The organism is Acinetobacter pittii (assembly GCF_022449185.1).
Lineage (GTDB): Bacteria > Pseudomonadota > Gammaproteobacteria > Pseudomonadales > Moraxellaceae > Acinetobacter > Acinetobacter pittii_I.
This window is the reverse complement of the sequence record NZ_JAKUKO010000002.1, coordinates 114,195-133,094: the sequence shown is the minus strand read 5'-3', so window position 1 is coordinate 133,094 and position 18,900 is coordinate 114,195. Positions and strand designations below refer to the sequence as shown.

19 protein-coding genes are annotated in these 18,900 nt (G+C 37.4%); 11 read left to right on the top strand and 8 right to left on the bottom strand.

What is annotated here, in order from left to right; all coding sequences use genetic code 11:
• The first annotated feature begins 403 nt into the window (after positions 1 to 403).
• Complete coding sequence (locus MKX14_RS06660; RefSeq protein WP_002122004.1) at positions 404 to 616, top strand: DUF1737 domain-containing protein; 213 nt, start codon at positions 404 to 406, stop codon at positions 614 to 616.
• A 230-nt stretch (positions 617 to 846) separates the two neighbouring features.
• Positions 847 to 3,033, top strand: coding sequence for a TonB-dependent receptor (locus MKX14_RS06655; protein WP_240282086.1), 2,187 nt, complete (start codon positions 847 to 849; stop codon positions 3,031 to 3,033).
• A gap of 250 nt (positions 3,034 to 3,283) precedes the next feature.
• Here MKX14_RS06655 and MKX14_RS06650 read toward each other — a convergent pair whose 3' ends face one another.
• The 3 genes from MKX14_RS06650 to pyrE form a co-directional block, all read right to left on the bottom strand.
• Complete coding sequence (locus MKX14_RS06650; RefSeq protein WP_087400258.1) at positions 3,284 to 3,958, bottom strand: RloB family protein; 675 nt, start codon at positions 3,956 to 3,958, stop codon at positions 3,284 to 3,286.
• 26 nt (positions 3,959 to 3,984) lie between these two features.
• Positions 3,985 to 5,277, bottom strand: coding sequence for an AAA family ATPase (locus MKX14_RS06645; protein ID WP_087400260.1), 1,293 nt, complete (start codon positions 5,275 to 5,277; stop codon positions 3,985 to 3,987).
• A gap of 325 nt (positions 5,278 to 5,602) precedes the next feature.
• Positions 5,603 to 6,253: an orotate phosphoribosyltransferase gene (gene pyrE / locus MKX14_RS06640; RefSeq protein WP_000211305.1), complete on the bottom strand. Its 651-nt coding sequence runs from the start codon at positions 6,251 to 6,253 to the stop codon at positions 5,603 to 5,605.
• 38 nt (positions 6,254 to 6,291) lie between these two features.
• Between pyrE and crc the strand changes: the two genes are divergently transcribed.
• Both crc and yffB read left to right on the top strand, forming a co-directional pair.
• The gene (crc, locus tag MKX14_RS06635) at positions 6,292 to 7,116 is read left to right on the top strand and encodes an exodeoxyribonuclease III (protein WP_002122009.1); all 825 of its coding nucleotides are present in this window, start codon (positions 6,292 to 6,294) and stop codon (positions 7,114 to 7,116) included.
• A 452-nt stretch (positions 7,117 to 7,568) separates the two neighbouring features.
• Positions 7,569 to 7,919: an arsenate reductase gene (yffB, locus tag MKX14_RS06630; RefSeq protein ID WP_068564562.1), complete on the top strand. Its 351-nt coding sequence runs from the start codon at positions 7,569 to 7,571 to the stop codon at positions 7,917 to 7,919.
• A gap of 38 nt (positions 7,920 to 7,957) precedes the next feature.
• Here the strand turns inward: yffB and MKX14_RS06625 are convergent, their stop codons facing one another.
• The gene (locus MKX14_RS06625) at positions 7,958 to 8,395 is read right to left on the bottom strand and encodes a DUF2147 domain-containing protein (RefSeq protein WP_005066784.1); all 438 of its coding nucleotides are present in this window, start codon (positions 8,393 to 8,395) and stop codon (positions 7,958 to 7,960) included.
• A 152-nt stretch (positions 8,396 to 8,547) separates the two neighbouring features.
• Between MKX14_RS06625 and est the strand changes: the two genes are divergently transcribed.
• Together est and MKX14_RS06615 are read left to right on the top strand one after the other, a co-directional pair.
• On the top strand, positions 8,548 to 9,459 hold the full coding sequence (gene est / locus MKX14_RS06620; RefSeq protein WP_086355271.1) for an alpha/beta hydrolase: 912 nt from the start codon (positions 8,548 to 8,550) through the stop codon (positions 9,457 to 9,459).
• A 172-nt stretch (positions 9,460 to 9,631) separates the two neighbouring features.
• Positions 9,632 to 10,825, top strand: coding sequence for a GGDEF domain-containing protein (locus MKX14_RS06615; protein ID WP_240282085.1), 1,194 nt, complete (start codon positions 9,632 to 9,634; stop codon positions 10,823 to 10,825).
• Here MKX14_RS06615 and dsbD read toward each other — a convergent pair.
• The 4 genes from dsbD to MKX14_RS06595 all read right to left on the bottom strand — a co-directional run bounded on the left by dsbD (position 10,820) and on the right by MKX14_RS06595 (position 14,494).
• Positions 10,820 to 12,646, bottom strand: coding sequence for a protein-disulfide reductase DsbD (gene dsbD / locus MKX14_RS06610; RefSeq protein WP_240282084.1), 1,827 nt, complete (start codon positions 12,644 to 12,646; stop codon positions 10,820 to 10,822). The genes MKX14_RS06615 and dsbD overlap by 6 nt on opposite strands.
• Before the next feature lie 18 nt (positions 12,647 to 12,664).
• Positions 12,665 to 13,432, bottom strand: a complete 768-nt coding sequence (locus MKX14_RS06605; RefSeq protein WP_046811815.1) for a transporter — start codon at positions 13,430 to 13,432, stop codon at positions 12,665 to 12,667.
• A gap of 12 nt (positions 13,433 to 13,444) precedes the next feature.
• Positions 13,445 to 13,990: an ankyrin repeat domain-containing protein gene (locus MKX14_RS06600; RefSeq protein ID WP_032062527.1), complete on the bottom strand. Its 546-nt coding sequence runs from the start codon at positions 13,988 to 13,990 to the stop codon at positions 13,445 to 13,447.
• A 153-nt stretch (positions 13,991 to 14,143) separates the two neighbouring features.
• Positions 14,144 to 14,494: an HPF/RaiA family ribosome-associated protein gene (locus MKX14_RS06595; RefSeq protein ID WP_002053923.1), complete on the bottom strand. Its 351-nt coding sequence runs from the start codon at positions 14,492 to 14,494 to the stop codon at positions 14,144 to 14,146.
• A gap of 252 nt (positions 14,495 to 14,746) precedes the next feature.
• Here MKX14_RS06595 and puuE point away from each other — a divergent pair, with 252 nt between their 5' ends.
• From puuE to tsx, 5 genes are all read left to right on the top strand, one after another.
• Complete coding sequence (puuE, locus tag MKX14_RS06590) at positions 14,747 to 15,712, top strand: allantoinase PuuE (RefSeq protein ID WP_046811816.1); 966 nt, start codon at positions 14,747 to 14,749, stop codon at positions 15,710 to 15,712.
• 99 nt (positions 15,713 to 15,811) lie between these two features.
• The gene (gene uraD / locus MKX14_RS06585; protein ID WP_046811825.1) at positions 15,812 to 16,315 is read left to right on the top strand and encodes a 2-oxo-4-hydroxy-4-carboxy-5-ureidoimidazoline decarboxylase; all 504 of its coding nucleotides are present in this window, start codon (positions 15,812 to 15,814) and stop codon (positions 16,313 to 16,315) included.
• On the top strand, positions 16,312 to 16,635 hold the full coding sequence (gene uraH / locus MKX14_RS06580; protein WP_046811817.1) for a hydroxyisourate hydrolase: 324 nt from the start codon (positions 16,312 to 16,314) through the stop codon (positions 16,633 to 16,635). The genes uraD and uraH overlap by 4 nt, the downstream gene beginning before the upstream one ends.
• A 24-nt stretch (positions 16,636 to 16,659) precedes the next feature.
• A complete protein-coding gene (locus MKX14_RS06575) occupies positions 16,660 to 18,027 on the top strand; it encodes a nucleobase:cation symporter-2 family protein (RefSeq protein ID WP_240282083.1) in 1,368 nt (455 codons plus the stop codon).
• A gap of 121 nt (positions 18,028 to 18,148) precedes the next feature.
• A complete protein-coding gene (gene tsx / locus MKX14_RS06570) occupies positions 18,149 to 18,874 on the top strand; it encodes an outer membrane protein OmpK (protein ID WP_240282082.1) in 726 nt (241 codons plus the stop codon).
• Positions 18,875 to 18,900 lie beyond the last annotated feature (26 nt).

The following is an 18,900-nucleotide window of genomic DNA, read 5'->3' as shown; positions in this document are numbered from 1 at the left end:
TCCACTAATACTTTTCTATAAAACTTTGCCTCATTGCATAATCACTCTAATATAAGCAATATATAATTTACAGCCATAAAACTATATCATTGAGCTTTTATCAAGAAATACATATGGGCTGATTTACAAGTTAAGCTTTTAAATCAACGACTTTGTTATTATTTTGACTATGAGAAAACGTTTTGAAATTATTAAATTCGAAAAATTTTTATAAAATAGCAATAAAGCTAATTTGTGAAACACTCTGTTGAACTATTTTCATTCTTAAAAGATGTCAATTTAGTGCGGTAACTCTATTGATGACTCCAGCGCTTATATTTTTAAGTCAGTTCCTTATTCACGCTTAGACTAAGCTAAATTCAGTTAAACTATGATCATAAAATATTATTTTTAAAGGCTAAACATGAAACTTTATCGCTATTTAACTGGCCCCGATGACTCTGCTTTTTGTGCGCGAGTAACTAAAGCTCTGAATCATGGTTGGGAGTTATATGAAGCACCCACTATGACCTTTAACGGCACGCATGTTATTGTGGGACAAGCAATTTGCAAAACAATTGATGAAAATTATGATCCAGAAATGGATATTTTAGATGTTCTCAAAAATAACGCGTAATTCCAGAAGGGTGCTTTTAATCGATGAAAAGTCCCCTTTAAAACCCAATTAACAAGAAAAACTAATGAGTCAACTCATACAATTCGTTTATTTTTATAATTAACTTATTAAAAATCAGTTATTAAAAAATAAATATGTCATTTTTTAAGGCAATAGTTCTTTTATTTTAAATAATTAAATGATTATAATTATCATTTATACTTTTATTTTTGTTAATTGATTTTATTTTTATGTTAAGAATTTCTATACCATCTCCCCAAATGAAGCGTCTTTTCCCGCTGAGCTTACTCAGTTTAATGATCTTGAATATTCAAGGTGTCTATGCAGAAGATGTGAGTGACTCATCAAAAGTGGCCGCTACCATGCCCACTATAAAAATTGAGGCCATGAGCGAACTCGACCCAATTAAAAGTTATATCGACTATGACAAGGCCAATGTCACACGTAACGGTTTAGACAAAAAAGATATTCCTCAAACCGTTGATACAATTGATGTTCAGAAATATAAAATTTATGGATCAAATGATTTAAGCGTTATGCTGCAAGGCACCCCTGGCGTATCAACCAGTTATGATATGCGCGGTGATGGGATCACGATTCGTGGTTTTGGTGCTGATACAGGTGATATTTACCGTGATGGCATACGTGAAAGCGGACAAGTACGTCGTAGTACAGCAAATATCGAACGTATTGAAATTTTAAAAGGCCCCGCCTCTGTTTTATATGGCCGTAGTGCTGGCGGCGGGGTTGTGAATATGGTGAGTAAATTCGCCAATTTTGACTCTAAAAGTTCAGTTGGTGCGTATGCTGGTTCATATGATAACTACGGAACAACGGCTGACATTAACCAAGTACTTAATGACAATTTAGCAGTACGTTTAACTGGAGAATATGGTGAGTCAGGCAGCTTCCGCTCTGGTATTGAAAATAAAATTGAAATGTTTTCACCAAGTTTCACTTATAAAAATGACGATGAAACACTCACTTGGACCACACAATATACCTATGACAAATTAGCTCGTGTGCCTGATCGCGGACCATCACGCGACATTCTGCCTGCGGAAACTTCAATTAAAATGGGATTTGCTCAAGACGGCGATTATGTTGATGATATTTTGCAAGTTGTCCGCACCGATGTGAATTATCAATATGCGCCTGATTGGAACTTTCACTGGGCAGCAAGTTACCGACAAGCAGAACAGAACTTTGACCACTTTTATTTTGGAACTTATTGTGGTTTAGATGGTAAAAACTCAAAGAATGAGTCTTGTACTAAAAAAGGTTACATCGACCAAAATTACTACTGGCAACAAACCAGCAATAAGACCACCACCAATACCTTTGATATTAAGGGTAAGTTCAAAACTGGTCAGCTTGAACACCAAATTATGGTGGGTACAGACTGGACTTATGAACAACGAGAGCCACGTCTAGCCAATAAAACTCAAAATGGGTCAGCCATTTATGGTTATGTTAATCCAATCACTGGTGAACGAGAGTACAGTCGTGGTAATGGCCCATTAAAGATTAGTCAGCATAACTATAATGAAGGCACAACTTACGGCCTATTTATTCAAGATTTAATTGGTCTAAATGACCAACTTAAACTCATGCTGGGTGTGCGCTACGATTACTTCGATTTTTCAACCACCAACAAATTGACTAAAGAACATCGTAATGTAAAAGATAGCAGCTTTAGCCCAAATGTTGGTTTGGTATGGCAACCGCTTCCTGAACATAGCTTTTATACGTCTTACTCTAAGAGCTTTGCACCATTTGGCGGACAAATGGGTGTTAACCAAGTTACTGGAAGCACCGATGTCACAAAAATGGATAAAGAGCCTCAATATAACGAGCAATATGAAGTTGGGGTAAAAAGCGAATGGTTAGATAATCGTTTAAATACTCAATTTTCTGTCTTTGATATTCGTAAAAATAATATCCGCTATAAACCAAATCCTAATGAACAACCAGATGTATGGGCAACTGCTGGTCAGCATCAATCCCGTGGTCTTGAATTTAGTTTTATTGGTCGTGTACTTGATAATGTCTTTGTCCGTGGTGGTTATGGTTACACAGATGCAAAAGTAAAAGAAGACAAACAAAAGCCTGAACAAGAAGGTAACTATTTAGCAAATACATCTAAGAACACTGGTAATTTATTTGTTCGTTATTTACCAACTGAACAGTGGTATACCGAAGTGGGTGTGACCTATGTCGGGTCTTATTATCCAAATATTAATAATCAGGTAAAAATGGAAGGCTTCAATCGTGTCGATGCAGCAATTGGCTATAGTGCAGATCCGTGGAATGTCACACTTGCGGTGAACAATTTAACTAATAAAGAATACTGGCGTTCAGACAGTATGCCAGGCACACCACGTAATGTGTTATTGCGTTTGAATTATCAGTTTTAAGTAAATATTAAAAAGGCATACCCCTATTTAGAAGTATGCCTTTTTATTTTTAGATACCGTATTTTTCACGATACGCTTGCATATTTGCTAGGGCTTCTTTTTCGCCTTTGGTGATGACTGAATAAGGTCAGCAAGACAAGTGGAGCATGACGATGGAGTGTAAGAAGTGTGGTGAGAAGTGATTCGCATGAGATTTTATATTAAATAAAGAACTAGGATATGAACGTTTTTATAGATATTTATAATTTAATCAATTTGGCGGTCTTAGTATTTTTAGATCATTTTCAAAAATTTTATACATATCAGCTCTTGCTTGAATATCGCTAGGATCTTCTATTAAGTTTTTAGCATTAGTAATAGCTGTATGTAAATTATCTTTTAATAAACTAAAAACTGATTTTCTAAATTTTTCGTCATTCTTAGTATAGGTTGTTAAATAAGTAGCAAGCTTTTTTTCTGCTTCTTCAGATGTTGTATAGAGCTTTGCTGTATTTACGTAATGAAGCAGATACCAGAACTCAATCGAAGGGTTATTAATTAATACATAAACTTCTTTTCCTTTATATTTCTTTAATGAAATTAAACTTTTAAATTTTGTAGATAGTAACGAAAATTTTTCTAAAGAGGTCTGAGTTCCTCTTTTTTGCATCAAAGTTTCTTTTCTAATAACATCATAGTCTACAATCCAAAAAACTTTATCATAGTCATCTAAGGCTTGACTTACAGCTTTATACTGAGCATCTAATGATTTAGTTTTTGGTATTTCTGGGGCAATTTTAACTCTTTGAGAACTTAATAAAGACTTAAAAGGCTCAACAGTTTTTATAGCAGACAAATAGTCTTGCTCACATTCACCATCCACTAAAACATAAATAGAAAAGTTCCCTTTTTTTAAGGTTGAACCTTTATTTTTTTGTCGAGCCATATTTTATAACAACCGTGATTATTAAATTAAATGTTTGGAATTCCACCTAGCTTACCAGCTTTATAAGCATTATAAACGGAACTAGTTTCTCTAATTGTTTTTGTATCAAAATCAATTAATGAATAAAGACCTGTTGATGATTCTTTATGATCTTTGTCGCAAAACCAAATACTATCTTTCCTAAAAAAATCTTTATTCGATAAAAACTCCCGATAATGAGTAGTAATAAGCATTTGTGAATGGTGCTGAGTTTTTATGAAAGATAATAAAAAATGTTGGATTAAATCGGGATGTAATGAAGACTCGAACTCATCAATAGGAATAACTTTGTCTTGAGAAGTTACAATGTCTAATAGACCGCTCAATTGATAGTACCGTTGAGTACCTAAAGACTCCTCTTCATATTTGAGTTTAAAATCACCTGTCTCAAGGGTATGAGTAAAGAAAAGATCCTTTTGATTAACTAGCTGTTTTGTTAGAATTTTTGCCACATCATCATCTTCACTCTTTAATTTCTCTATTAATTCTAGTTGCTCTTTTGAGAGCTTTGCTTTTTCTAAAGTTAAATCACTAACACAAAAGTCTGCTTCTTTCATGAATTTAATAACTTGATCTTTATTGATTTTATTATTATCTATACGATCAGATATATACTTTTTTAAATCAGTTCTAGGGTCAACTGGTTGCATTAATGTATGTTCAACCCATTCATTAACAACATCAAATATTTTATTTTCAATATTAAGACTAGAAAAAGTTCCTAAAACTGTTGAATTCCATAATGTACTGTTAATTAAAGTGTTTTTATCATCACTTTTCATTTGAGCACGTGGTTTTATATCAATATTGCTAATTTTTTTCAGAGGGTCTGATGTTCTATGGAAAATTAAACCTTTTCCAGGATCTGTTGAATATAGTGCTTCTTCAACAATATATGTTTTATTAACTGCTAGTTCATAGTTGTAAATAATATTATCAGAAGCAATAAAAGAAATTTTAAATATGGAAGGTTCTTCTATAGTTTGATGATCGAATTTAAAAGGTTCAATAAGAGGGATAGAATCATCTTTATCATCTGATCTTGCTCTCATTAAAAAATCTAGAGCCCTAATTCCAGCCATAATAGTTGATTTACCAGAGCCATTAGCTCCATAGATAATATTTAACTTTAAAAGACGTAAAGGCGACTTTTTGGGATGTTTTAATTTTGGTTCAAACACGAAATATTGTTCTAAATCTTTAGAATTAGTTGCTTCGAATGAGATCGTTTGTTCGTCTTTGATAGAGCGAAAGTTTTTTATAGAAAATTCAATAATCATTTAAAAATTACCAGTGATTGGTATATTAAGACCAATTATTGACTAAAAAAAACTAAAGTAAATGTTTTTTTAATTTTTTTTTGTACAAAAGACTATAAAACAACAAATAACTTAACGTTTTCTAAAATCTACACAATACAACTCATGCGATTTTTTTTAATTTCACCATAATTATCAAAATCTTATTTAAAATCATTTTAAAATTCAGCGCACAGAAACGGCTTTTTATGATTTTTCGCACCATGCAACTATAATTCAACCAACCCAGTAATTTGATTAAATTATAAAAAAGGAAGCCTTAGCTTCCTTTTTCTACATCTAACTCTTAGATACCATATTTCTCGCGATACGCTTGCATATTTGCTAGCGCTTCTTTTTCGCCTTTTGCTTCTAAGTAATCCATTAAATCTTTCATGGTAATCAGTGCATGCACAGGAATTTCTAATTCTTTTTGAACTTCTTGAATTGCAGAAAGTTCACCTTGACCACGTTCTTGACGATCTAATGCCACCAAAACACCCGCAATAGTTGCGCCAGCGTTTTTCAAAATCGTTACCACTTCACGAATCGCTGTACCTGCGGTAATTACGTCATCAATAATCCAGACTTTTTTACCTTCAACCGCAGCACCAACTAAAACACCGCCCTCACCATGATCTTTCGCTTCTTTACGGTTAAAGCCCCATGGCACGCTTTTGTTATGGACTTGCGATAAAGCCACAGCAGTCGCTGCTACAAATGGAATACCTTTGTAAGCTGGTCCAAAAATCACATCAACATTTTCACATTGTGTTAATTTATCAGCATAGCCTTGTGCTAAAAGAGATAAAGCTTCACCATCGTTGAGTAGGCCTGCATTAAAAAAATAAGGACTCACGCGTCCAGATTTTAAAGTAAACTCACCAAATTTAAGCACACCGCGTGATAATGCGAGTTCGATAAATGCTTGCGGGTGAAATGACACAGGCGTTGTCATGAGGTGCTCCAAATTCACAATTGAGGTTAAATTTTCGCATGATACCAAAGGATCAGTATCCAAGTGATGTAAAAATTCTTCGAGTCGTTTCCATTAACGTAAATGGCTTACGTTCTTCGGTGACGAAAGGCTTACTTGAATGGTTAGAACAATCAGATGCCGATGTCGTATGCATGCAGGAAAGCCGCATTACCCATGAACAATGGACTGAAAAATTCAGACCCGAAGGATGGCATACCCATCTCTTTCCAGCAGAGCGTGCAGGTTACGCCGGGACTGCAATATATAGCCGCCTACCCTTTGTATCTGTTAAAGATGGATTAGGGTTTGAGTTGGCTGACAGTCAAGGCCGCTTTATTTCCGCGGAATTCGATTTAGGTTTGTCACATCCGGTACATATTGCGTCATTATACTTACCTTCGGGCTCAAGTGGTGAAGAAGCGCAAGCACGTAAAGATTTATTTTTAGGTGAATACGCAAAAATCTTGAAACAATGGCGTGATGAAAACAAGTCAGTCATCATTTGTGGTGACTACAATATTGTTCATAAACGAATTGATATCAAAAACTGGTCAGGTAACCAGAAATCATCAGGTTGTTTACCACATGAACGTGCTTGGCTTGATCATATCTATGATGAGCTTGGTTATGTTGATACCTTCCGTGTAGTTCGCACAGAAGCAGAACTTTATTCATGGTGGTCAAATCGCGGTCAAGCTCGTGCAAAAAATGTAGGTTGGCGTATTGATTACCATGCATGCTCGCCAGACTGGAAAGCACGTACAATTAATGCTTGGGTTTATAAAGATCAATGGTTTAGCGACCACGCACCCGTTATTATCGACTATAAAATTCAAGAATAAGTGAACACTTGTTCACTTACATTGTCGTTTTCGCTTACAGCATATGTCGTTTTTGAGTATTTTTCTTACACAGCTTTAACGGCATTATAGCCCCACGGCACAGGGAAGCAGTCAGGATGACGCAAAAGGATAGGACGCCGTAGGAAGATAAAATAAACTTATGATAAGTTTATTTGCAAGGATGTGACATTGGACGTTGAAATGAGACCCGCATGATCAGGATGATTAAATGCGGGTTTTCTCTTTTCTGTCTCTTATTTTGCGCTAAGTTCTTTTAGTTTTAACTTCTTCTTATTAAGCTCATTATTACCTTGTCTTATGACAATAACATGACATTTCTCTTTCAATTAATCATTAATTTTCATTTGTTTTAAAAGTATCGGTATAAAGTAGTGCTTAAAAGCATTTTGGGTTAGGCTGTGTGATCTCTCTTTTTGACATGGTCCGATAAAATGTTAAAAATTTATGGAATTAAAAACTGTAACTCAATGAAAAAAGCATTTGATGCCTTGCAGGCTAAAGGGCTTAACTATGATTTTCATGATTATAAAAAACAAGGCATTGATGCAGATACTCTAAAAATCTGGTTAAAAGAAATTGGACAAGATACCGTTCTCAACAAAAAAGGAACGACATGGCGCAAGCTTTCAGAAGAAGAACAAAATCGTGCTCTAAGCAGTGAAGAAAACCTCATTGAAGCACTCATTGCTCAACCAAGTTTGATTAAAAGACCTGTTTTAAAAACTCCACAAGGCTTTATTGTAGGTTTCGATGAAACCGCCTATCAAAATATTCAAGCATAAAAAAACGAGCCAAATGGCTCGTTTTTTTATTAAAACTTTTAGTTCGCGCGAATCCATGTTTGGTTACGACCAAGTGCAGAAACGCCAATATAACCACGTAATTTAAGCTTTTTGCCGCCATCGGTTAACTCACCTTTCAGTTTGTAAGTTTTACCTGATTTTGGGTCTAAAATCGTACCGTTTTCATAACTGTTACCACCTACATTTTTTAAATTATGTACAATGGTGACACCTTTAAGCGGTTTGTTTTTGTACGGACCTTCACATTTTGTACAAGCGTTTTCTTCACCTGGTGTCAAAATGCTCTGAATGGTTGCAGTTAAGGTTCCGTCCTTCTGTTCCGTAAATTTCACTACGGCTTTTGGCTTGTTGGTCTGATCATCAATCGTTTTCCATACCGTTCCATTGAGTGAATCAGCCGCATTGGCAAATGCAGCCATACCAATGAGTCCTAAAGCTAAAGCAATCTTTTTCATTTTTGTAATATCCTTGGGTCTTTCAAGATTTTTAGTATTCAGAAGTCGCAAAGATATTGCAATTTTTGAATGTGACTGTTTCGTGTAACCTTGTAATCTTGCAAAATAAAATTTACAAGAAAACAAGAAACTAGCATAAAAATGGATGCTATATGAATATATCAAATGTTTGGAAATATTATTTTACAGAAACTTTTCTTAAAACAACAATTCGCAAGCCAAGCCAGCTAAATTTGCCGGCTACTGCCTTACGCCCTGTGCTGGATCAGATGTGTCGTGCTTTCCCACGACAAAAAAATGTATCCGTGCGCCCGATTCGACTAGCAGGTATTAAAGGTGAAGAAATCAAACCGCAAGATTCTGCGACTCAACTGATTTTTCACATTCACGGCGGTGCTTTTTTCCTTGGTAGTGTCAAAACACATCATGCTTTTATGACGGATTTAGCTGCCCGTACTCAAATGCAGATTATTCATGTGGACTATCCACTTGCACCTGAACATCCATACCCTGAGGCAACTGAAGCCCTATATGACATCTATCAGTCTTTGGTGGTACAAGGTATTCAGCCGAAAGATATTATTTTATCGGGTGATTCATGCGGGGCAAATTTAGCGTTAGCACTTTGCTTACGTTTGAAAGAACAACCCGAACTTATGCCAAGTGGCCTGATTTTATTGTCACCTTTTCTAGATTTAACCCTAACTAGTGAGTCTCTTCGGTTTAACAAAAAGCATGATGCCTTATTATCAATTGAAGCCCTACAAACAGGCACTCAGTACTATATAGGCAATCATATCGCAGCCGATGACCCGCGTGTTTCACCTATTTTCGATGACTTGCATGGCCTACCACCAACTTTAGTTCAAGTGGGTTCTAAAGAAATCTTATTAGACGATGCCAAGCGTTTTAGAGAAAAAGCTGAAGATGCTGGTGTTAACGTTCAATTCAAACTTTATACGGGCATGTGGCATAACTTCCAGATGTTTAATGCATGGTTTGATGAAGCTAAACAAGCATTGGCAGATATTGCTGAATTTGCCCATGAGCTTGATAAAACTTAATTTACTGATGAATGATGTGAATAGTCCCAAAACTTTTCACATCATTTTCTTTATAAAAGACATCATGTATAAATTGAAAATCATGTTATGTTTAAAATATAAATTATTTAAACAATCCAATTTTAGGATGGTCCAATAAAGAGGCATCTATATTTAGGAGCCCTTACTTACTATGAAAAATCGTTTAATCACTCATCCAATACATAGAACAAAACAGGTGATAATCGATTTCATCCACAATAATCACATTATCAACTGGACTCCCTTACAAAAAAGTGCACTGATGCTCACACTTGCCTGTGCAATGAATTTCAGTTGGATTTTATGGAAAGGCTATATTTTAATTACGCCAAGCGTTTGGCAATGGGCAAATCTGCCTTTAGTCGAATCACAAATCTTGCTCAATTTATTTACTTTATTTTTATTAGGCGCTTTGATAATCCCCTGTTATCGCTACAAAAATGACGAATGGGCTCAAAAATTTATTCCTTTGATTAGTGTACAATTCTTTGCACTCATGCTATGCCACGATGGATATTTAATTGGCAGTATCAGTCCAGCCACTATGGTCGGTTATGTAGGTACTATCGGTGTGGGTTTGGTGTTATTCGAGCGGAAAATTGTTTATAGCGCCCTTATACCTGCGACGATTATTTTAACAATATGTACGTATCTAAGTATGAAAGGTGTTTTGCCTTATGCGCCATTATTTAATCTTATTGCTATGCAACGAGCCCAAACTAATCCGTTTTGGTTAGGAAGTATGGCTTTTTTTATTATGCCTATTTTATTGGCCTGTTTTATTTTATTTGAAATATTACTCACCCAATGGCGTCAGCGAGAAACTTATATTCAACGTCTAAGCCAAATCGACCCTTTAACCAATGTATTAAATAGACGTAGTTTAAACACACATTTAGAGTCGCTACACCAACAACAATTTGATTATGCAGTAGTACTTCTTGATATCGATCATTTTAAAAAAATTAATGATATATACGGACATCACCAAGGGGATCAGGTCTTAATCGAAATTGCGCAGTGCCTTTCTGATAATTTGCGCAGTGAGGACATTATTGGTCGATTTGGTGGAGAAGAATTTATTTTATTACTCCCCCACACCGATATTATTCAAGCTGAAAAAATTGCTGAGCGTTGTCGCTGTGCTTTACAAGAATTACCTGTTTTTACCGCTCAAAATAATCCTATTCACATTAGTGCGAGTTTTGGAATAAGCAGTTCAGCTTTTGCACAAGATCCTTATCTGGTTATTCGGCAGGCTGACCAAGCACTCTATGCAGTAAAAGCTTCGGGACGTAATCAGGTACGTACATTTCATCAGACCGAAGCTATCGATACCTTATGATTCTTTGAATTTTGCCAAACTCGCGAGTTGCTGCAAAAGCTCTTGCTGGCTAAAAGCGCCCGTTAAACGTAAAGCACGAATCTCTTTTTGCTCTGGGCTTAAAAATAAATAGGTCGGTGGCCCTAAAATATTCCACTGCTTGAGTAGCGCTTCATGCGACTGGTCATAATGGCTCAAATCAAGCTTAATTAAATAATAAGGTGCAAGAGCAGATTGAACCTCTGGTGCTTTTAAAATACGGTGCTCAATCGGTTGGCAGGCAACACACCAATCTGCGTAGATATCAACCACAATAGCTCGGTCAGTAGGTGCTGCCACTAAAATTTTCTCAAAGTCCGCTGCTGTAGTTGCAATATGCCACTCGGCCATGTGGTCAGAACTTTGCAAAGTTCGATTTTGAATGTGTTGATATTGGTTATAGGCTACAAAAGGGGTAACGATTAATAATAAAATCGCATAGAGCCACTGTAGCTGCCCTTTTTTCCAGAAAAACTGATAAACAGCATAGGTTATAAAAGCAAGGCCTAATACGAGGCTAAGCACTTGCATGCCCAAATCTGGCAGCAAAGGACGAATAAAATAAAGACTTAATCCCAACATCAGAAAAGCAAAAATTACTTTAATCTGATGCATCCAGTCGCCCGCTTTAGGCAAGAATTTTGCCCCTAAAATACTTGCCAGCAATAGCGGAATTCCCATTCCAAAGCCTAGGCAGAATAAAAGCAAAGCACCTTGCCACTGATTTTGCGTTTGAGAAATAAATAATAAAGTTCCAGCGAGAGGTGCGGTCATACAAGGCCCCACCAAAAGCGCAGAAACGACACCCATAACCCCAGCACCGACCAAAGTACCGCCTTGTTGCATTGACTGAATACGGTCAAGTCGGTTTAACCATGTCTGAGGTAAACGAAGCTCAAACAAACCAAATAAGTTCAGCGCAAAAACAATAAACAGCAAACTAAAAGCAATTAAAGTTGCTGGCTGTTGTAACCAGCGTTGGAAATTTAAGCCTGCCGAAGAAGCAATTAAACCCAAGCCTGCATAAACTAATGCCATGCTACACACAAAAGTAAGCGCAATGGTCCAAGCCTTTAAACCTTTATGTTCGCGAATAATCAGTGAAGTTAAAATAGGAAGCATCGGTAAAGAACATGGCGTAAATGCGAGCAACATGCCTAAACCTAAAAATAATAAAACTCCATACCAAAGCGAGTGTTCAATTAATTTAGCTGACCAGATCTGATCTTGTGCAATTTGAGGTGTAGTTGTATCAGCTGCTGTCTCTGTACTCTGCTCTTTTTCTAAAGATTCTGAACCCGAGGAAGTGTCGGATTGTGTATTCGCTAAATCTAGTAATCGTTTTGGCGCTGTTCCTGCTTGGTTTTGCACACCCACCAAGCCATCTGCATCGGTTTGAAACTCAATGGTTTGAGGTGGATAACAAATACGGTCTTTGGCACAGCCCTGCCAAGTCACACTATAGTGCTCTGAAGGCTTAGTCTTAATTTGGAAATTAACTTGATGGTAGTAAACCTGACTTTGCCCATAATTTTCATCATATTGGGCAACCGCTTTAGGTAACTTTAAAGTTAAAGGTTGAGTACCTTGTTGTACAGAAAATTTATGCTGATAAAGATAATAATTTGGCTGAATCTGCCAAGATAAACTCGCGGTATGCGGCTCAGAAGATTCAACCGAAAATGAAAAAGCTTGTTCGGGTGAGAGTAACTTATCTTGCGCAGAAACCAACTGGCTAAACACACAAACAGCAACTGCTAGAAAATAAAGAATTCCCTGATGAATAAGCTTTTTCATTAACATAAATTTAAATTGCTTCGATTAGAACAAGAATGCCACGCCTAAGCCACCGTTGTAGCTCTTGTCTTGACCCTCTAAATCAACCCCGATACTTGCATCGAGCTGAGTACGATCATTTACGGCGTAGACTAAACCTGTCCCTAAACCATATTCGTAGTCTTGGCTTTCAGCTTTACGGTAAATAAACTCAGAATAACCTGACAGCTTACCTGCGATTTTATAATCAATCGTCGGGATTGCAGTTACTGCCCAGTTACTATTTTGTACTTCGTAGCGCATGGTAATTGATGTGCCGACTAAGTCATTATATTTATAAGCGACTGCTGAACTTAAGCTATAAATATCGTCATGTGCAGTAAATTCATCATTTCCAGTGGCAATGATCGCTTCCGCTAACACAGCCATTGATAAGTTTTCATCGTTTAGATCAATTGCTTTTTTCAAACCGATGCTGACATCACCAAAGCCTGAAGTGTCATGTTTTTTACCAGCACGTTTGGTTTGAGTCCATGCTGGACCTTGCCATCCTAATTGTAATTCCAAGCCCTCGGCTAAACCGGTACGGAATAACATATCCTCATTTACAGTTACGGTCTTTTCTTTAACACCATCAACCGTTGACTCTGTATAAGTTGCACTTGGCAAACCTTGTTCCCAAGCCAATTTACCAACCGGAGTAATCCCTGTTCCAATACCAGCACCTGGGCGGTCAAAAGAAAACTCCGCAGCGAAAGTACTTCCAGCAGCAACAGTGGTCAGAGCAAAAGTTAAAATTTGAAATGTTCTCATTCTATTATCCAATCAAGTAGTTAGTTCTTTTGACATTTTTGCCCCATGTTGGCGCAATAATTCTAATGTTTCACGCTCTTCTTGAAGCGCTTCTGACCAATCTATTTCATCAAAGTCGCAATCAAAGAACAACTGACTGATTGAAGATAAAATAGTGAGTCCCTCTTCATCGCGTGTGTTTGGATCAACTTTTTCATTTAATAAACGTTGAACAGCTGGCGCACATGCCGAGCTTGCCGCATCCCATAACGGACCATAAAACTCTTCTGCATCCCAAAGGTGTACATTCGCTTTGGCTTGAATCAACGCTTCGAGTATATCGAGGTAAACCTGTAATGATTGTTGCTTTTCTTCTTGTGATAGTGGTGTACCCGCTTCATAAGCTTCTGATACATCTTCCCACCATTTAAAAATTCCATCACAAATGATTGATACAGGTGGCCCTTGTTCCGGATCAATAAAGTTCGGATCAAGTCCTTCAGCAAGTAATTTTTGCACTTGCGCGAGTTCTAATTCTTCTATGGCTTTAATTAAAGCTTGCTGCTGGGTGGTTAACATGACCATCTCTCAAAAATATATTAGGGCTATTATGCCTAATCTCTTCTGAAGATTTTAGAGGTTGATTGCATCGCATTGCAAACCTAATGTTGTGAATAGTTTTATTTTCATTAAATATAAAAAAAGCCCCGAAGGGCTTTTTAGGATTTTAAATTAAACTTCATCATCAATGAATTCTGGTTGACCACCTCTCGGGTGTTCCTTTTTCTCAAACGTATGTTCAAGGCTACGTTTTAATTTTTCAATCGCGCCATGAATTGAAGCATCAATATTTCCTGCTTTATGGTGCACTGCAACTGGTTTCAAACCAGCAGGACGGGCTTCAATCATACAGTGGATATCTTTGTCACCACCTTTGTCCCCATTTTCATCACTAAAATGAACCGAAAAATGCGTAATACGTTCGCTATGACGTTGGAATTCTTGAGTAAGTTCTGCACGTACATAAGTAATTAAACGTTCGCTGTTATGGATGTTTTTATCTGTGCGGATTTCAATATTCATAAATACCATCCTCTCTTTCTTACTGTGGATCTTTTCTATGCAAAACTTTTTTATGTTGGCATGTTTTAAGCATGCATGAACTGACTTCAATTGTACATTTTGATGGTGTAATGGTTTGTTATCTCCTGACTTAAACGTACTGCTTTTAATTTATTTTGAAGATCTTCATATCTTCAATATCAGTCCATCTATAAAAATATGCAAGCTGATTTTTTAAATTTTTATGAAAAATTGAACAAAAGGAGAGCAATCGTGTCCAAATCTTATCTATCTGGAGCAGAGCTTATTGAGCAAATCCAGAAGTCTCCTTATTCACGTGATTTAATCGGTTATCACGGGCAACCGCCACAGGTTAAATGGCCTAACAATGCCAAGGTTGCTGTGCAATTTGTGCTTAATTATGAAGAAGGTGGCGAAAAGCATATTGAACACGGCGATGATGGCTCAGAACAGTTTTTATCAGAGATTATTGGTGCCGCAAGTTACCCAGCCAAACATATGTCGATGGACTCTATGTACGAATATGGTTCACGTGCTGGTTTTTGGCGCATTCATAGTGAATTCCAAAAGCGCAAACTTCCAATGACTATTTTTGGAGTTGCAATGGCGCTTGCCCGCAACCCTTATATTGTAGAAGCGATTAAGCAAGCTGATTACGATGTGGTTTCTCATGGTTATCGCTGGCTTCACTATCAAGATACCGATATTGAAGTTGAAAAACAGCATATGGAACAGGCTCTAACAGTCTTAGAAAACTTGTTTGGAAATAAAGTGATAGGTTGGTATACCGGACGTGACAGCCCCAATACACGTCAGTTACTCGCAGAGTTTCCACAAATACAATATGACTCTGATTATTATGGTGATGACCTGCCTTTTTGGACAACGCTTACCAATGCTGAGGGTGCATCACGTCCTCATCTGATTATTCCTTACACTTTAGAATGTAACGACATGAAGTTCTGTTCACCAGGCGGCTTTAATAGTTCAGAACAGTTTTTTCAATATTTGAAAGATAGTTTTGATGTGTTATATGCAGAGGGAGAAACTGCACCAAAAATGATGTCGATTGGAATGCATTGCCGCATTTTAGGACGCCCGGGCCGTTTTAAAGCATTACAGAAATTTCTCGACTATATTCAAATGCATGATCGGGTCTGGATATGTCGTCGTCAGGATATTGCTGAACATTGGTATAAAAATCACATAACTAAATAATTGATTTTTAATTTTCAAAATCCTTAAGCGAATTAAAACTCGCTATTGGCACTGTTATTGCTAAAACTCTATATCAAGACAATGAGTTTAGGAATGACAGTGTTTTTAGCCGAGTTTAATCAAGCCCCGCCCGAACAACTCAAGACTTTGTTAAAAAACTGTGTCCACATTCAAGCATGGGCCGAAAAAATCATCTCAAATCGTCCCTATTCAACAAAAGTATCTCTTTTGGAATATGCAGAACAGTTAAGTCAAATGTGGTCATGGCAAGAGATACTAGCGGCATTAGCCACCCATCCAAAAATTGGTGAACGCCAAGCTAAAAAACAACTCAATGCAAAAGAGCAAGATTTTTCATCTAAAGAACAAGCTGGCATTTCTTTAGATGAACAAACACAACAAGCTCTGCTGCAAGGTAATCTTGATTATGAACAAAAGTTTGGCTTTATTTTTTTAATTAAAGCGGCAGGCCTCAGTAGCGATGAAATTTTAAAAAAGCTACATGAACGACTACAAAACGACTTAGCTATCGAAAAAGTAATTGTACATGAGCAACTCTCAGCGATTGCTCTATTACGTCTATCTCAGGAAATACAAGCATGATCAGCACTCATATTTTAGATACGAATTTAGGTAAACCAGCTGCAGACGTAGAAGTGAAGTTGTTTCATGCAGCAACCCATGAGCTGATAGCGACAGCCACCACTAATCAAGATGGTCGAGTGAGTGATTTTAGCATAACAGACTTTGCAAAAGGTGCTTATCAGCTTGAATTTGAAATTGCTCCTTATTTTTCATCGCAGCAAATTAAGACTTTTTTCCCACGTGTTTGTATCCAATTTTTTATAGAAGACATCAATCAGCATTACCACATTCCATTACTGATCAGCCCGTTTGCTTACTCCACTTATCGCGGTAGCTAACTCAATTATGAATAGGAGAAAAATATGAATCATCAGCAAAAAAATACAATTTCTCCAGAGCATGAATATTTAGGAATTTCCAAAAGTTTTGCTTACGGCTTACAGCATGTGCTGACCATGTATGGTGGGATTGTAGCCCCGCCTTTGATTATTGGAACGGCAGCAGGCTTAAGCTCAGCACAAATCGGAATGTTAATTGCGGCTGCGCTATTTGTAGGTGGATTGGCAACCCTGATCCAAACCATCGGTACCAAATATCTAGGCGCAAAATTACCTCTGGTACAGGGTGTATCTTTCGCGGGTGTTGCAACCATGGTCGCCATTATCACTACAGGCGGTGGTTTACCTGCTGTCTACGGCGCGGTCATTGCTGCATCTCTAATTGGACTGTGTCTTGCACCTTACTTTTCTAAAATTATTCGTTTTTTCCCACCTGTTGTGACAGGATGCGTCATCACGATTATTGGTCTATCTTTGTTACCCGTTGCGATTCGCTGGATGATGGGTGGCAACAATAAAGCACCTGACTGGGGGAGCGTAGAAAATATCTCTTTGGCCCTGCTGACCTTAGGCATTGTGATTGTTCTGAATATGCTGCCGCAAGCAAGCATTCGTCGTTTATCAATTTTGTTGGCTATTGTGGCTGGTACTATCCTCGCCTACTTCATGGGTTTTGGTGATTTTAGTCAGGTGAGTTCAGGCGCATGGCTCCAATTTCCACACTTATTTGCTTTCGGTTTACCGACTTTCGAGCTAAGTGCAATTTTATCAATGCTAATCGTTACCTTAGTGATTATGACGGAAACCACAGCCGATATTATTGCTGTCGGAGACATTGTAGGAACTGAAGTCGATTCAAAACGTATCGCCAATGGTGTTCGTGCAGATATGTTTTCCAGTGCTTTTGCGCCTCTCTTTGGTTCATTCATGCAAAGCGCTTTTGCCCAAAATGTTGGACTGGTTGCGATTACAGGCATCAAAAGCCGCTTTGTAGTCGCAGCAGGTGGTGTCATTCTGATTATTTTAGGTCTGCTACCTATTATGGGTCGTTTGATTGCAGCGATTCCAATGCCCGTACTTGGTGGTGCAGGTTTGGTCTTGTTTGGGTCGGTTGCAGCGAGTGGAATCCGCACTTTGGCAAAGATAGATTATAACGATCAGAAAAATTTAATTATTGTCGCAACCGCTTTATCAGCTGGGATGATCCCAATTATTAACCATGAGTTTTATGCTCATTTCCCAGTTTGGGTACAAACTTTGTTCCATTCGGGCATTAGTTCAACTTGTATTTTTGCTATCTTATTGAATTTACTATTTAATCATTTACCTTCATTTCGTAGCTCGCGTACCCGACATTTGAGCCAAACAATAAATACAAGAAATACTCATTAAAGATTTAGTTTTTAGTGCCCCACTTCGGTGGGCCTTTTTTTAACCGTTGATCAAATTTGGCTTCATTTTTGCTTAAGACCCTGTATCCTTAGCGTGCTTTATTTGGGGGGAGATCATTTAAATGCAATTAAAGCAACTTGCGGCGACTTGTGCCTTGTTTTCTGCAACTGCCATGGTTCAGGCGAAACCAATCTGGCAAGATTTTAGTGTGACTGGACTTTATGGTGAAAACTATGAAGTTGTAGATGACAAAGAAACCACGATTACTTTGGAATATGCAGCGAAAGTTAAATACGCTGATGTGTTTTTCTTTATGGACCGCATGCGTGGTGAAAATGACCACAAGAGTACTTACTTCGAGTTATCACCACGACTAAGTTTAGGCGAAGTGTCTGGTAAAAAACTGTCGTATGGCCCAATCAAAGATGTACTCATCAGTACTACTTGGGAAGGTAACAGTGAAGACGGCAATAACTTCGATAACTTCCTTTATGGTTTTGCAGTTGATTTAGATATCCCATATTTCCAATATGCAAATTTAAACTTCTACCGTGCAAATAATGAGAACATCGACGACGATTATCAAATGACATTCGTATATGGTATTCCATTAAAATTAGGATCTGAAGATTTCTTGGTAGACGGTTTCCTTGATTGGTCAACTGCTGAAGGCGACCATGCGAGCGAGTTAAACTGGACAACTCAGTGGAAATGGAATGTAGGCAAACACATTTCTCCTGATACACGCCTATACCTAGGTATCGAGCACTCAGTGTGGAATAACAAATTTGGTATTAAAGGTGCCGACGAAAATAACGTTAGTGCATTGGTTAAATACCACTTCTAAAATCCAAATTTAGAAGATAAACAGCA

Bases quoted from the DNA above. Each gene is read 5' to 3' on its own strand.
- MKX14_RS06660 (WP_002122004.1), top strand. From the start codon at position 404: ATGAAACTTTATCGCTATTTAACTGGCCCCGATGACTCTGCTTTTTGT.
- MKX14_RS06655 (WP_240282086.1), top strand. From the start codon at position 847: ATGTTAAGAATTTCTATACCATCTCCCCAAATGAAGCGTCTTTTCCCG.
- MKX14_RS06650 (WP_087400258.1), bottom strand. From the start codon at position 3,958: ATGGCTCGACAAAAAAATAAAGGTTCAACCTTAAAAAAAGGGAACTTT.
- MKX14_RS06645 (WP_087400260.1), bottom strand. From the start codon at position 5,277: ATGATTATTGAATTTTCTATAAAAAACTTTCGCTCTATCAAAGACGAA.
- pyrE (WP_000211305.1), bottom strand. From the start codon at position 6,253: ATGACAACGCCTGTGTCATTTCACCCGCAAGCATTTATCGAACTCGCA.
- crc (WP_002122009.1), top strand. From the start codon at position 6,292: ATGATACCAAAGGATCAGTATCCAAGTGATGTAAAAATTCTTCGAGTC.
- yffB (WP_068564562.1), top strand. From the start codon at position 7,569: ATGTTAAAAATTTATGGAATTAAAAACTGTAACTCAATGAAAAAAGCA.
- MKX14_RS06625 (WP_005066784.1), bottom strand. From the start codon at position 8,395: ATGAAAAAGATTGCTTTAGCTTTAGGACTCATTGGTATGGCTGCATTT.
- est (WP_086355271.1), top strand. From the start codon at position 8,548: ATGAATATATCAAATGTTTGGAAATATTATTTTACAGAAACTTTTCTT.
- MKX14_RS06615 (WP_240282085.1), top strand. From the start codon at position 9,632: ATGAAAAATCGTTTAATCACTCATCCAATACATAGAACAAAACAGGTG.
- dsbD (WP_240282084.1), bottom strand. From the start codon at position 12,646: ATGTTAATGAAAAAGCTTATTCATCAGGGAATTCTTTATTTTCTAGCA.
- MKX14_RS06605 (WP_046811815.1), bottom strand. From the start codon at position 13,432: ATGAGAACATTTCAAATTTTAACTTTTGCTCTGACCACTGTTGCTGCT.
- MKX14_RS06600 (WP_032062527.1), bottom strand. From the start codon at position 13,990: ATGTTAACCACCCAGCAGCAAGCTTTAATTAAAGCCATAGAAGAATTA.
- MKX14_RS06595 (WP_002053923.1), bottom strand. From the start codon at position 14,494: ATGAATATTGAAATCCGCACAGATAAAAACATCCATAACAGCGAACGT.
- uraH (WP_046811817.1), top strand. From the start codon at position 16,312: ATGATCAGCACTCATATTTTAGATACGAATTTAGGTAAACCAGCTGCA.
- MKX14_RS06575 (WP_240282083.1), top strand. From the start codon at position 16,660: ATGAATCATCAGCAAAAAAATACAATTTCTCCAGAGCATGAATATTTA.
- tsx (WP_240282082.1), top strand. From the start codon at position 18,149: ATGCAATTAAAGCAACTTGCGGCGACTTGTGCCTTGTTTTCTGCAACT.